General features: G+C 67.3%; 10 protein-coding genes. 5 read left to right on the forward strand and 5 right to left on the reverse strand.

Annotated elements, in window-relative coordinates:
• Positions 1–101 precede the first annotated feature (101 nt).
• Complete coding sequence (locus AC06G6_RS02680) at positions 102–1,295, forward strand: MFS transporter (protein WP_479826099.1); 1,194 nt, start codon at positions 102–104, stop codon at positions 1,293–1,295.
• Positions 1,296–1,502: 207 nt separating this feature from the next.
• Here the strand turns inward: AC06G6_RS02680 and aceB are convergent, their stop codons facing one another.
• The gene (aceB, locus tag AC06G6_RS02685; RefSeq protein WP_479826101.1) at positions 1,503–3,167 is read right to left on the reverse strand and encodes a malate synthase A; all 1,665 of its coding nucleotides are present in this window, start codon (positions 3,165–3,167) and stop codon (positions 1,503–1,505) included.
• 106 nt (positions 3,168–3,273) lie between these two features.
• A complete protein-coding gene (aceA, locus tag AC06G6_RS02690) occupies positions 3,274–4,587 on the reverse strand; it encodes an isocitrate lyase (RefSeq protein WP_282378062.1) in 1,314 nt (437 codons plus the stop codon).
• A 169-nt stretch (positions 4,588–4,756) separates the two neighbouring features.
• Between aceA and AC06G6_RS02695 the strand changes: the two genes are divergently transcribed.
• Both AC06G6_RS02695 and AC06G6_RS02700 read left to right on the forward strand, forming a co-directional pair.
• Positions 4,757–6,238, forward strand: coding sequence for a helix-turn-helix transcriptional regulator (locus AC06G6_RS02695; RefSeq protein WP_307461973.1), 1,482 nt, complete (start codon positions 4,757–4,759; stop codon positions 6,236–6,238).
• A gap of 192 nt (positions 6,239–6,430) precedes the next feature.
• Positions 6,431–7,702: a serpin family protein gene (locus AC06G6_RS02700; RefSeq protein WP_479826104.1), complete on the forward strand. Its 1,272-nt coding sequence runs from the start codon at positions 6,431–6,433 to the stop codon at positions 7,700–7,702.
• 107 nt (positions 7,703–7,809) lie between these two features.
• On the opposite strand, the gene AC06G6_RS02705 is transcribed toward AC06G6_RS02700, so the two are convergent.
• Positions 7,810–8,697, reverse strand: coding sequence for a hydroxymethylpyrimidine/phosphomethylpyrimidine kinase (locus AC06G6_RS02705; RefSeq protein ID WP_479826106.1), 888 nt, complete (start codon positions 8,695–8,697; stop codon positions 7,810–7,812).
• Positions 8,698–8,838: 141 nt separating this feature from the next.
• Between AC06G6_RS02705 and AC06G6_RS02710 the strand changes: the two genes are divergently transcribed.
• Positions 8,839–10,251, forward strand: coding sequence for an MFS transporter (locus AC06G6_RS02710; RefSeq protein WP_479826108.1), 1,413 nt, complete (start codon positions 8,839–8,841; stop codon positions 10,249–10,251).
• 94 nt (positions 10,252–10,345) lie between these two features.
• On the opposite strand, the gene AC06G6_RS02715 is transcribed toward AC06G6_RS02710, so the two are convergent.
• The gene (locus AC06G6_RS02715) at positions 10,346–11,191 is read right to left on the reverse strand and encodes a hypothetical protein (protein ID WP_479826110.1); all 846 of its coding nucleotides are present in this window, start codon (positions 11,189–11,191) and stop codon (positions 10,346–10,348) included.
• 212 nt (positions 11,192–11,403) lie between these two features.
• Between AC06G6_RS02715 and AC06G6_RS02720 the strand changes: the two genes are divergently transcribed.
• Positions 11,404–12,099, forward strand: a complete 696-nt coding sequence (locus AC06G6_RS02720) for a queuosine precursor transporter (protein WP_479826112.1) — start codon at positions 11,404–11,406, stop codon at positions 12,097–12,099.
• A gap of 60 nt (positions 12,100–12,159) precedes the next feature.
• On the opposite strand, the gene AC06G6_RS02725 is transcribed toward AC06G6_RS02720, so the two are convergent.
• Entirely contained in the window at positions 12,160–13,173 is a 1,014-nt protein-coding gene (locus AC06G6_RS02725; protein WP_479826114.1) for a LacI family DNA-binding transcriptional regulator, read from the reverse strand.
• Positions 13,174–13,296 lie beyond the last annotated feature (123 nt).

A 13,296-nucleotide genomic window follows, 5' to 3' on the forward strand; every position in this document is an offset into this window, starting at 1 on the left:
GACCTCGGCGGGTGTCATAATCGCCGGGTCCGGCCGAGGCCCGTGATAGCAATGGGACTGATGAAAGCATATTTCTGCCCGCCGGCCGAGCCGCGGCACCCATGAGCGCCAACGTCCTGGCGAACGTGCCGCGCAGCTGGATCCTGCTGGCCGCCATCGGGCTCATCGCACTGAACATGCGCGGCCCGTTCGTGGCCGTGGCGCCAGTGGTCGGCCCGATGCAGGCCGAACTTGGCTTCTCCCCGGTGGAGCTTGGTCTCCTGACCGGCATCCCGGTGCTGTGCTTCGCCCTTGCCGCGCCGCTCGCCGCGATCACCGGACGCAAGCTCGGCGCGGAGGTCGCCATCACGCTCACCCTGCTGGGCGTCCTGCTGGGCGTTATTGTGCGATCGGCGGGCAACGGCGCCGTCGTTATGCTCGGCACGGTGATTCTCGGCGTCGCCATCACGATTGGCAACATCGTCGTGCCGCTGATCATCCGGCGCGACTTCACCCCCGTCCGGCAGGGCACGGCGATGGGCATCTACACCGCAGCCCTGAACATCGGTTCCTTCGTCACCGCCATGGTGATGGCGCCGCTGGCCGAACTTTTTGGCTGGCGGCTGGCCCTCGCCTCCTGCGGTCTCTTCGCCGTCGCGGCCCTCGTTGCCTGGGTGCTCGCCTTCGGTAGCCGGGCGTTCCGGCCCGAACCGGTTCCCGCCCCGGAGCCGGCCCGTGCCGGGATCAAGCGGGCGTCGCGGTGGATCACGGTGGGGCTGACCGCCGGGTTCGCCGGGCAGGCGTTCTCCTACTACGGTGTGACCGCCTGGCTGCCCAGCATCCTGGCGGACGAACTGGGCATGACGGCCGCGGAGGCGGGCGCCGGGTCCTCGCTGTTTCAGATTCTCGCCATCGTGGGCGGCCTGGGCGTTCCGCTCGTCGCGCGTTTAGCCAGCACGACGACGGTGGGCCTCACCCTGGGGCTGTTGTGGGTGACCGTTCCGGTGGGCCTGCTGCTGGCGACGGAGCTGTGGTGGCTGTGGTCCTCGTTGGGCGGCATCGCCCAGGGCGGCGGCATCACGCTCATCTTCATCGCCATCATCCGGCTGGCCCGGGACCAGGCCTCGGCCGGCCGGATGTCCGCCGTCGTGCAGGGTGTGGGCTATTCCTTCGGTGCCCTGGCGCCAACCCTGCTGGGCTACGTCAACGGGGTCTCGGGGTCGTGGACCGGTCCGCTGCTGATGGTGCTCGGCTCGGTCGCGATGTTCATCCTCGGGACCGCGCTTTCCCTCCGCCACGTCCCCAAGGCGCACTGACCCGAACTGCCTGGCTGCCGCGCCGAGGTGACAGTTGAGGCCCATGTTCATGGCGAACATGGGCCTTAACTGTCACCTCGACGCCGTTGTCGAGTCCCCGAGGGGTCTTCCGTCGCTGGGCCACCGCCCCGGATCTCGGGGGTGCCTGTTGCGAAGGGCATGGCAGCCCAGCAGACGGAAATCTGTACCTTCCGGTGTGCTCCCGTATCAGGCGGGGACGAGGGCGGGGTCCTCGGTGGGGAGGTCACCGCCGTCGCGCGCTTCATGCAGGAACCGGTCGTAGGCCGGAAGTGTCAGGAAGGCCGGGAACGCCGGGGTGAGCGTGACTTCCTCGAAGATGTCCCGGGAATCGGCGAAGCGGTCGCCTTCGAAACGTTCGAGCTTGGCGAACTCCTCGTCCAGCATGTCCTCGACCCATTCGCGGGTGATGACCTCGCCCTGGTCCGTGATGGCCCGGGAGAAGATCCACTGCCACAGCTGCGAGCGGGAGATCTCCGCGGTGGCGGCGTCCTCCATCAGGTTGTGGATGGCCACGGCGCCGTTGCCGCGGAGCCAGGACTCGATGTAGCGGATGCCGACCTCGATGTTGTTCCGGATGCCCTGTTCGGTGATGGTGCCGGTGGTGGAGGCGATGTCGAGCAGGGCGCGGTCGTCGGGGGTGACGTCCTCGCGGAGCCGGTCCAGCTGGTTCGGGCGGTCGCCGAGGACGCCGTCGAACACCTCGCGGCAGACCGGAACCAGGTCCGGGTGGGCCACCCAGGAGCCGTCGAAGCCGTCGGCGGCCTCGCGGGTCTTGTCGGCGCGGACCTTCTCGATGGCGATCGCGTTGGCTGCCGCGTCCTTGCGGTTGGGGACGGCTGCGGCCATTCCGCCGATCGCCATGGCGCCGCGCTTGTGGCACGCCCGGACCAGCTGTTCGGTGTAGGCGCGCATGAACGGCTGGGTCATGGTCACCTGGCTGCGGTCCGGCAGGACGAAGCGCGGGCCGCGGGTGCGGAAGTTCTTGATCAGCGAGAAGATGTAGTCCCAGCGGCCGGCGTTCAGGCCTGCGGCGTGGTCGCGCAGTTCGTAGAGGATCTCCTCCATTTCGAACGCGGCCGTGATGGTCTCGATCAGCACGGTGGCGCGGATGGTGCCCTGCGGGATGCCGAGCAGGTCCTGGGCGAGGACGAAGATGTCGTTCCACAGGCGGGCCTCGAGGTGGTTCTCGATCTTCGGCAGGTAGAAGTACGGGCCCTTGCCCTGGGCGATCAGCCGGCGGGCGTTGTGGAAGAAGTACAGGCCGAAGTCGACGATGCCGCCGGCGACCGGGGTGCCGTCAATGAGCATGTGCTTTTCCGGCAGGTGCCAGCCGCGGGGACGGACCACAATCGTGGGCAGCTCCTCGGCGGAACGGAGCTTGTATTCCTTGCCCTCGGGGGAGGTGAAATCGATCCGGCGCTCCAGGGCGTCGGTGAGGTTGAGCTGGCCCTGGATGACGTTCCGCCACGACGGGGTGGAGGAATCCTCCATGTCCGCGAGCCACACCTTGGCGCCGGAGTTCAGCGCGTTGATGGTCATCTTCTTGTCCACCGGGCCGGTGATTTCGACGCGGCGGTCCTCGAGGCCCGGGGCCGGGGGAGCAACGCGCCAGTTCGGGTCGTTCCGGACGGACTCGGTCTCGCGGAGGAACCGCGGGTCCTGGCCCTTGCCGATCTGCTGGCGGCGGTCCCGGCGGGCCTGCAACAGCTCCAGCCGCCGTCCCTTGGTCGCCTTGTGCAGCTTGGCAACAAATGCCAAGGCGTCAGGAGTCAGGACCTCGCTCTGCCGGCAGATCGGCTGTGCGGTCAACGTAACCCCGTTGATGGTGAAGTTGTCAGTGAAGCTGTTCATGGGAGTTGCTCCTTGGATGTCCGCCGTTGCCCTATCACTTTTGGTCTCCAAAGGAGGTCGATGGGGACCAAAAGTGATAGGGCAACTGGCGGGAAAAGCTGGGGGTTTAGTGGAACTGGCCTTCTTCGGTGGATCCCACCAGAGCCAGGGTGGATGCGTTCGGGTTGAGCGCGGTAGCGATGTCGTCGAAGTAGCCGGTGCCGACTTCGCGCTGGTGCTTGGTCGCGGTGTAGCCGCGGGATTCGGAGGCGAATTCCTTCTCTTGCAGCTCGACGTAGGCGCTCATGCCTTCACGGGCGTAACCGTGGGCGAGATCGAACATCGAGTAGTTCAGGGCGTGGAACCCGGCCAGGGTGATGAACTGGAAGGTGAAGCCCATGGCGCCGAGTTCGCGCTGGAACTTGGCGATCGTGGCGTCGTCGAGGTGCTTCTTCCAGTTGAACGACGGGGAGCAGTTGTAGGAGAGCATCTGGTCCGGGAAGTCGGCCTTGACGGCTTCGGCGAACTTGCGGGCCAGCTCCAGGTCCGGGGTGCCCGTCTCCATCCAGATGAGGTCGGAGTACGGGGCGTAGGCCTTGGCACGGGCGATGCAGGGTTCGATGCCGTTGCGGACCTTGTAGAAGCCCTCCGCGGTGCGCTCGCCGGTGACGAATTCCTGGTCGCGCTCGTCGACGTCGGAGGTGATCAGGGTCGCTGCCTCAGCGTCGGTGCGGGCGATGATGACGGACGGGGTGCCCGCGACGTCGGCGGCCAGGCGGGCGGCGTTGAGGGTGCGGACGTGCTGCTGGCTGGGGATCAGGACCTTGCCGCCGAGGTGGCCGCACTTCTTTTCCGAGGCGAGCTGGTCTTCCCAGTGCACGCCCGAGGCACCGGCCTGGATCATGGACTTCATGAGCTCGTAGGCGTTGAGCGGGCCGCCGAAACCGGCCTCGGCATCGGCGACGATCGGGACCATCCAGTCCTCGACGGTCTGGATGCCCTCGGAGAACTCGATCTGGTCGGCGCGGAGCAGGGCGTTGTTGATGCGGCGGACCACGGTCGGCACCGAGTTGGCCGGGTACAGGGACTGGTCCGGGTAGGTGTGGCCGGAGTTGTTGGCATCTGCGGCGACCTGCCAGCCCGAGAGGTAGATGGCGCGCAGGCCGGCCTTGACCTGCTGCACGGCCTGGTTGCCGGTCAGGGCGCCGAGGGCGTTGGTGTACTTGCCTTCTTTTTTCTCCTCGGTGAGCTGCTTCCACAGCTTTTCGGAGCCGCGGCGGGCCAGGGTGTGTTCCTCGGAGACGCGGCCGCGGAGGCGGACGACGTCGGAGGCCTTGTAGTCCCGAGTGACACCTTCCCAGCGCGGGTTGGCAGCCCACTCGAGCTCCAGTGCGGTGGCCTGCTGTTCGGGCGTCTGGGTGGGCTCAAATGCTGCAGTCATCTTTGTCTCCTTAGTGGGGCCCCGGGCCGGCCTTACTGCTTCCTCGCAGTGCGACTGGATGATCCGGTGCGGTGTAACTTTTCCGTAAGACCTACTTTTCTGTACTTTCAACCGCCTTTCTAGATGAAAAGAGTGGAAAGAAATGCACTTCTTCGCGTATTCTCAATAAATGCACCCCGCCAGCTGGAATCGTCCCGCCTCCGCCGCCTCACCCGCCGTCCCGGAGGTGGACGTCATCAGCATGGGCCGCCGCGTCCGACACCTCCGCAAGGCCGCCGGACTCACACTCGATGACCTGAGCGCCACGGTGGGAACCGCCCCCAGCCAGCTGAGCCTGATCGAGAACGGCAAACGCGAGCCCAAGCTCGGATTGCTCCAGCAACTCGCGGCGGCGCTGGGCGTCAGCATCGACGAACTGCTGGGCGCGGAGCCGCCCAACCGGCGCGCGGCTCTGGAGATTGAGCTGGAGCGCTACCAGCGCAGCCCCATCTACGAATCCCTCAAGCTGCCCAAGATCCGCATCAGCTCACGGCTCCCGATGGATGTGCTGGAGTCCATGGTGGGGCTGCAGCACGAGCTGGAACGCCGGCTCAACGAGCAGATCGCGACGCCGGAAGAGGCCCGCCGCGCGAACGGGGAACTGCGCGCCATGATGCGCGAGCGGAACAACTACTTCCCGGAATACGAGGCCGAAGCGCAGAAGGTGCTGGCCTCCGTCGGGCACACGAGCGGCCCGCTGTCCCATCACGTCATCGCCGACATCGCCGGGCACCTCGGGTTCACCCTCCACCATGTGGGCGACCTGCCGCACTCCACCCGTTCGGTGACCGACCTTAAGAACCGCCGGATTTATCTCACGCAGAACGCGCGCAGCGACCACGACCCGCGTTCGGTGCTCCTGCAGGCACTGGGCCACTACGTGCTGGGGCACCAGACCCCCACCAACTACGGCGACTTCCTGATGCAGCGGGTGGCCACCAACTACTTTGCCGCCGCGCTCCTGCTGCCGGAGCAGGCCACCGTGGAGTTCCTGCAGAAAGCCAAGCAGGCCAAGGAGATCGCGGTGGAGGACATCCGGGACGCCTTCGCCGTGTCCTATGAAACCGCCGCGCACCGCTTCACCAACCTCGCCACCCAGCACCTGGACCTGCGGACGCACTTCCAGAAAACCCACAAGAGCGGCATCATCTACAAGGCCTACGAGAACGACGGCGTGACGTTCCCGCAGGACCATACCGGCGCCATCGAGGGCCAGCCGTCCTGCAAGAACTGGACCTCCCGGGTGGTCTTCGACGTCCCGGACAAGTTCTCCGCGTACAACCAGTACACCGACACCCCGGCCGGGACCTTCTGGTGCACGGCCCGGACCGAGCGCTCCGCCAACGGCGAGTTCTCGCTTTCCGTCGGTGTCCCGTACGCCCAGGTGAAGTGGTTCCGCGGCCGGGACACCACGGAGCGGTCCAAGTCGACCTGCCCGGACGAAAGCTGCTGCCGGCGCCCGCCGGCGGCCCTGACCTCGGAATGGGCGGGCAACGCCTGGCCGTCGGCGCGGGCGCATTCGCACCTGCTCGCCGCGATGCCGCCCGGCGCCTTCCCCGGCGTGGACGAGACCGAGGTCTACAGCTTCCTGCAGGCCCACTCCGGCAGCTGACCCGACGGCCCCCTCCCGTCCTGCGGTTCTTGGCGCGACGCTCCCGCAGATTCCGCCGCCAGTGCTGCACGGCGCGGACAAACGGCGTCAAATCGTGACCCGGGCGTGGTCGCTCTTTTGCCGGCCCGCTGGTTGACTGGCCCCAGGCGGATCCCCGCCATCTCTCGCTGTTGTGCGGGCCTTGGGGGCGCGATGAAGCAGAAGTCTTGGGCGCGGTGTGTTGCCGCCGCGGCGGCCGTGGCGCTGGCCTTGGCAGCCTGTTCCGCCTCGCCGCCGGCGCTGCTGAAGGCCGACGGCGTCGCACGCCTTGCGGCGGACCGGTCCGACTACCCGGCGGAGCTGGCCCAGCTCAGGGCGTCGGCGCGGACGCTGGGCGCCGCGCTCCTGGCCGACGGCGGGGATGCCGGCAACGGCAACGTGGTGGCGTCCCCGGGCAGCCTGCTGGTCGCTCTGGCCATGCTGCGGGCAGGCGCGTCCGGGGAGACGGCTGCCGAGATGGACGGCGCCCTTGGCCTGCCCGCGGCGCACCGCGACGAAGCCATGAACGCGCTGCTGGCCTCCCTGGACGCTTTCGACGGCGACCCCGGCTCGGTGGTCGAAAAGAATCCTCCGCGCCGGCCGGTCCTGCACAGCGCAAACGGCCTGTTTGTGGACAAGAGCGTGCCCACCGGCGACGGCTATCTGCAATCCCTGGCGCAGTACTTCGGGGCGGGCGTATACCCGGTGGAGTTCCAGGATGAGGACGTCACCAAGCCTGCGATCGACGCTTGGGTGAACCAGAACACCGGCGGACGAATCAAGAAGGCGCCCGCGAAGTACAGCCGCGAGAACACCTTCAGCCTGCTCAACGCGGTGTACTTCGCTGCGGCCTGGAAGGTCCCCTTTGAACCGGCCGACACCTCCGAGCTTCCCTTCGCGACAGCCGGCGGGCAGGCTACGGTCCCCACCATGTCGGCCGTGCAGGACCTTGCCTTCGCCCAGGGCGCGGGCTGGCACGCCGTGGAGCTGCCCTATGCGGAGGGCTTCGTGATGCGCCTGGTGCTGCCCGGGCCCGGGAAGTCCTGGCCCGGGGCGCAGGACCTTGCCGACGTTGCCCGGAGCCTTGAATCGGCCGCCCCGTCGTCGACGCAGCTGTTCCTGCCGAGGTGGGACCAGAAGAGCGACTTTGAGCTGCGCAGGGTCTTCACCGCCCTGGGGCTGCGGGAAATGCTCCACACCACGACCGGCTTTGACTCAATCCAGCCCGGCCTCGAGATCCGACAGGCGGGGCAGTCCGCCAACATCACAGTGGCGGAGAAGGGCACAATTGCCGCTGCCGTGACCCAGATCAACGCCCGGGCGGTAAGCGGCGTGGCTCCGCTGAACGTGGTCCGCTTCGACCGGCCGTTCCAGTACGAGATCGTGCACGTCGAGACCGGGCTGCCGCTGTTCATGGGCAGGGTGTCCGACCCCCGCTCATCATGAGACGCTCCGTCTGATTCTGCAGCCAAAAACCGGACGCCCCCTCAGCACTTGAGGGGGCGTCCGGTCCGGAGCTGCCACAAGTGAGGGAGCGGCGTGGCTGGGTACGGCTAGCGCGGGCCGCCCTGCCAGAGCGCGTCGAACGGCGCTCCCGAGGCGACCCGGTTGCGGATCCCGGCGGTCACAAAGGCCTTGCCTGTCCGGGCCGCGTCCAGCGGCGTCGCACCCTTGGCCAGCTCGGCCGTCACGGCCGCGGCCAGCGAGCAGCCGGCACCGGAGACTGCCACTTCGCCCACCTTCGGGGCGGACAGCACTTCCAGCGTCTCGCCGTCGTAGTAGACGTCGACGGCATCGGGTCCGGCCAGGCGCACCCCGCCCTTGGCGAGCACCGCGGCGCCGCTGAGCTCGTGGATCCGGACGGCGGCGGCCTTGAGCGATTCAAGGTCGGTGATTTCCAGGCCGGAGAGGGACTCGGCCTCGAAGTGGTTCGGCGTGACAAACGTCGCCAGCGGCAGGATCTGAGCCTTGAGGGCCTGGTCCGTGTCCAGCGCGTGGCCCGGCTCCTGGCCCTTGCAGATCAGCACCGGATCCAGCACCACGTTCGTGAACGCAGCGCCGGCCAGCGCCGCGGCGACCGTCGAAATCGTCGCCGGGCTGCCCAGCATGCCGATCTTCACGGTATCCAGCGCGGACGGCGCGCCGGACGCGGCACCGTAGGCCGCCGTCGTCGCCTCGAGCTGGTCGGCGATGACCTGCTGATCGATCGGAACGAAGCGGTGGTTCCAGTTGTCCTGCGGATCGAAGGACACGATGCACGTCAGGTTGGCGATGCCGAAGACGCCGAGTTCCTGGAAGGTCTTCAGGTCAGCCTGCGCGCCGGCGCCGCCGGTCGCCTCGGAGCCGGCGATGGTCAGGGCAACGGCGGGGGAGGCCGCGGCGGCGTCGGAGGCGGTATCGGAAACAGCCGGGGCGGCGGAGTTGAGGGCGGTGGAAGTCATGGACCTATCCTGCCATTCCGGGAAAACCCGCCGCATTGTGCGAATGACCAATATGGACACAACCCGGGTGTCCCGGATCACCGGGAATAGGGTGGCGGACGGTGTTGCCTCCTGCGGCGCCGGATCCAGGAAGGTTCATTGATGAGCACCCAACTGTCCGAATCGGCGCAGACGAGAAGAGCCGTCAGCAATATTCTGAAAGGCTCTGCCGGCAACCTCGTCGAGTGGTACGACCTCTACGTTTACACAGTCTTCGCGGCATATTTCCAGTCGCATTTCTTCAATTCCGAGGACGAGCTCCAGGCGGGCCTGGAGGCTATGGCCGTCTTCTCGACGTCGTTCCTGATGCGCCCGGTTGGTGCCTGGTTCTTCGGCCGCTATGCCGACCGCAAGGGACGCAAGGCGGCCCTGACGCTCAGCGTGACGATCATGTCCGCCGGTTCGTTCGCGATCGCCATCCTGCCGACGACCCAGCAGATCGGCGTCTGGGCACTGATTCTGCTGATCGTGGTGCGGCTGGTCCAGGGCTTCTCCGTGGGCGGTGAATACGGCACCAGCGCCACCTACATGTCCGAGGCCGCCACGTCCAAGCGCCGCGGATTCTTCTCCAGCTTCCAGTACGTCACCCTGATCGGCGGCCAGATGCTGGCCCTGCTGGTGCTCGTCATCCTGCAGAACACCATGGACAAGGGCGCCCTGACCGAGTGGGGCTGGCGTATCCCGTTCGCGATCGGCGGCGTGGCCGCGCTCGTGGTCCTGTGGCTGCGGCGCTCGATGGAAGAAACCGTGTCCGCCGAGCAGGTTGAGGCCGCCAAGGTTCCGGCCGTGGCCGGCGTTGCGCAGCCGGGCACCATGAAGCTGCTGTTCACCGAGCACTGGAAGCCGCTGCTGATCTGCATCGGCGTCACCCTCGGCGGCACCGTTGCGTTCTACACGTACACCAACTTCATCCTGAAGTTCATGAACGATACGTCCGGGATCGCCAAGACCGACACCTCCGTGATCAACTTCTGGGCGCTGTTCATCTTCATGCTGCTTCAGCCGGTCTACGGCATCATCTCGGACAAGGTCGGGCGCCGGCCGCTGCTGCTCTGGTTCGGCATCACCGGAGTCCTGTTCACCTGGCCGCTGCTCTCCACCCTGGCCGGCACCAAGGATCCGTTAACCGCATTCCTGCTCATGATGGGCGGCCTGCTGATCGTCGGCGGCTACACCTCGATCAACGCCCTCGTGAAGGCCGAGCTGTTCCCGGCTTCCATCCGCGCCCTCGGCGTCGGCCTCGGCTACGCCATCGCGAACTCGCTGTTCGGCGGAACGGTTCCGCTGCTGGGTGCGGCGTTCCAGAAGGCCGAGCGAGTGGACCTGTTCTTCACCTACGTCACCGTGGCCATTGCCATCTCGCTGTTGGTCTACATTTTCGCGCTGAAGAACAAGAAGTCCACACACCTGGACCACGAACAGGGACACGCATGGGAGCCCACGGCGGCCCCGGCGGTGTCCGGCGACGGCCGCAAGGATGACGACAAAGACCTCGTCGACGCCTCGCGCCGCTAGCTTTTCCGGGCCGCCGAACGGGCGGTGAGTACGACGACGGCGGGTTGCCGGCTCCGGGGCTTTGGTCCGGTAGCCGGCGGCCCGCCGTCGTCGTTCACGGGGTTGCCGGGCCGGTCTCCGGAAGGGGGCGGTTGGCGACGCGGAAGGCCGTGGACCGGTCGGACGAAGGGCGGTAGGCGACGAGGTGGGCCAGTGCGGCGACACCCAGCGCGATCCCGGTCATTTCCAGGGATTCTTCAACGAGCGTGAGCAGGAAGAACTGCCAGGGCAGGGTGTCGCCCTGGACGAATAGTCCGGACAGGGTTTCGACCCCGACGCCACCTGCCACAAAAATGATCCCGGCGGCCAGCAGGCCTGCCCGGGAGCTCCGGGGCAGGCCGAGGACCATCCGCAGCAGAGAAAGCCCGATGAGGCCGGCAATGAGAATCCCGGGGATGACCCAGGTGAAGCCCAGCTGCAGCGGAAGGTACCTGCCCAGCTCGCTGCCAATCACATCGAGGCGCTCGTGCAGTTCCAGGGTCTCGTCGATGGAAAAGACCATGCAGACAGCGCAGAACAGCGCCCAGGAGCCGCGGTGCCGGGAGGCCCGGCGGGCGAAATAGCCGGCCAGGATTCCCGCGGTTATCCAGAGCCCGGCGCTGAACCAGGTCGGCAGATTGATTTCGCGCCCGACGTCGAAAAAGTAGAACCAGAACCGGACGGTTTCGACGGACTCCGGGGATGCCCATTGCGTGGCCAACGCCAGCGAGCCGCTGAACAGGACCAAAAGGACCACCGGAATCATCAGATAGGTGAAAGACCGCCACAGGCTGATTCTCCGCCAGGCCGTGGCTTCCGCCGGACCGGCCGGTCCGTCGGCGCTGCCCTCGGAGGCGACGGTCGTGACCAGACCATCACTGTGCCGGGAGGAACCGCTGTCCTTGAAGGAATCGGAAGCCATGCCGAAATTCTAGCGGGGCGGCGTGCCTGCGGCCGGGAGGCAGGCCCCCGCGGTCCGCAACTCCCACCACAGCCCCGGGCAACGGGTGAGAGAATGGTGGACGGTTCCGCAGCCAGTTCTCCGGACCCGTCCAGTGCTAATACAGCCGGCTGCCCAGCGTGGTCCTCCCCGAGGACCCGGGCGCCGAGCGAACCACTATGAATGGAACACCCATGACTTCCGCCCAGACGTTCCCGGCCCCGGCGCCGCCCAAGTTCGCCTCAATAGGTTCCTCCTACTTCGGCATCCTGCTGGCCGTCATGGCCGTGGTGCTGATTCTGTCCAACATCGGGGCGTCGAAGGGCGTGGCGATCGGCCCGGTCATCACCGACGGCGGCTTCTTCCTCTTCCCGCTGGCGTACATCCTCGGGGACGTCATCAGCGAGGTCTACGGCTTCAGGGTGGCCCGCAAGGCCATCATCACCGCCTTCGCGCTGTCCGTCTTTGCGTCGCTCTGCTACTGGATCATCATCGCCTTGCCGGGCTTCGACGACGACTTCGGTGCCGCCAAGCAGGCCGCGCTGGAAGGCGCGCTCGGCCCGGTTCCGCAGATTGTGCTGGCCTCCCTGCTGGCGTTCCTGGCCGGGCAGACCATCAACGCGTGGATCCTCGTGAAGATGAAGGCACGCACGGGGGAGAAGTCCCTCTGGGCGCGCATCATGGGCTCCTCGGTCGCCGGCGAGTTCGTGGACACCCTGATCTTCTGCAGCATCGCCGCCTCCGTGATCGGCATTACCGACGTCGGCACGTTCGTGAACTACGTCGTCGTGGGCTTCCTCTACAAGACCCTCGTGGAGTTCCTCTTCGTCCCGGTCACCGCGGCCGCGATCGGCTGGATCAAGAAGCGCGAGCCGAGCTACGGGGCGTAGGGCTTCGCCGGGTCCCGCCGGCCGCGGCCGCGGCCGGCCGTTCGGCCGGCGGCGGTCCAGTCAGCCGGAGACCCGGGCTGTGGTGCCGCGGACGATGAGGGCCGGCTCAATCAGCTTGCGCTCGGGCTCGAGGGCGGGGTCCTGGATCCGGGCCAGCAGCGTGTGGGCGACATCGACGCCGACGAGGTCGCTGCGGTTGTCCACGGACGACATGTCCAGGTACCGCGACTTGGCCAGCTGGGAGTTGTCGTAGCCGATCACGGAGAGGTCCGCCGGGACGGACAGGCCTCGTGCCTTGGCGGCGGCGAGGGCGCCCAGGGCCATGGTGTCATTGGCCGCGAACAGGGCTGTGGTGTCGGTGTGGTGGTCGAGAATCCAGCAGGCGGCCGCGTAGCCGTCCTCCTCGGAGGTCCCCTGGGATTCGCCGGCAATCCGGACCTCGACGCCGGCCTCCGCGATGCGGCTGCGGAACCCTTCGCGCCGGTGGGCGGCGGCGCCGCCGGAGCCGGAGAGGTGCCCGATCCGAGTGTGGCCAAGCTCCAGCAGGTGGCCCGCAGCCAAGCGGCCGCCCTCGTCGTCGTCATTCGTGATGAGGCTTGCCCCGGCGGGGACCCCGCCCCGCCAGCCCGCGACGACGGCGGGAACCCACGTTCCGGCCATCATCGACTCACTAGGCTCGGCGGCGATCACGAGGCCCTCCACGTGCATGGACAGCAGGCCGTCCGTGGCCTCCGTGATGCGGTTCTCGCCCGGGCGCGAATCCGCGAGGGTGACCTGGTAGCCGTGGGGGGAGAGCGCGGACTCCAGGCCGCGAAGCAGGTCCACGAACCAGAGGTTCCGGAAGTCGTCAATGACCAGCCCGATGCTTTTGGTCTGGCTGCTGGCGAGTGTCGTGGCCGCGCGGCTGGGCCGGTAACCGAGCTCCGACATGGCCGCCCGGACTGCGGCCCGGCGCTTCTCGCTGACCTTCGAAGGGTTCTGCAGCACCAGCGACACCAGCGACGGGGAGACGCCGGCGCTCTTGGCGACGTCGTAGATCGTCGGGCGCCGGGTTCGGGAGGGGTTCAGCGTCATCTGCAGAGCCTTTCATGTCTCATCCGAGGATAACCGGCCAACCATTGACAGGACATATTCACATAGCTACGCTTTTGTTCAGCGCCAGTTTTTGTAGCGCTCCAATTTTAGCGGACCGGGCCG

It is taken from the genome of Arthrobacter sp. CJL-S3, assembly GCF_056711635.1.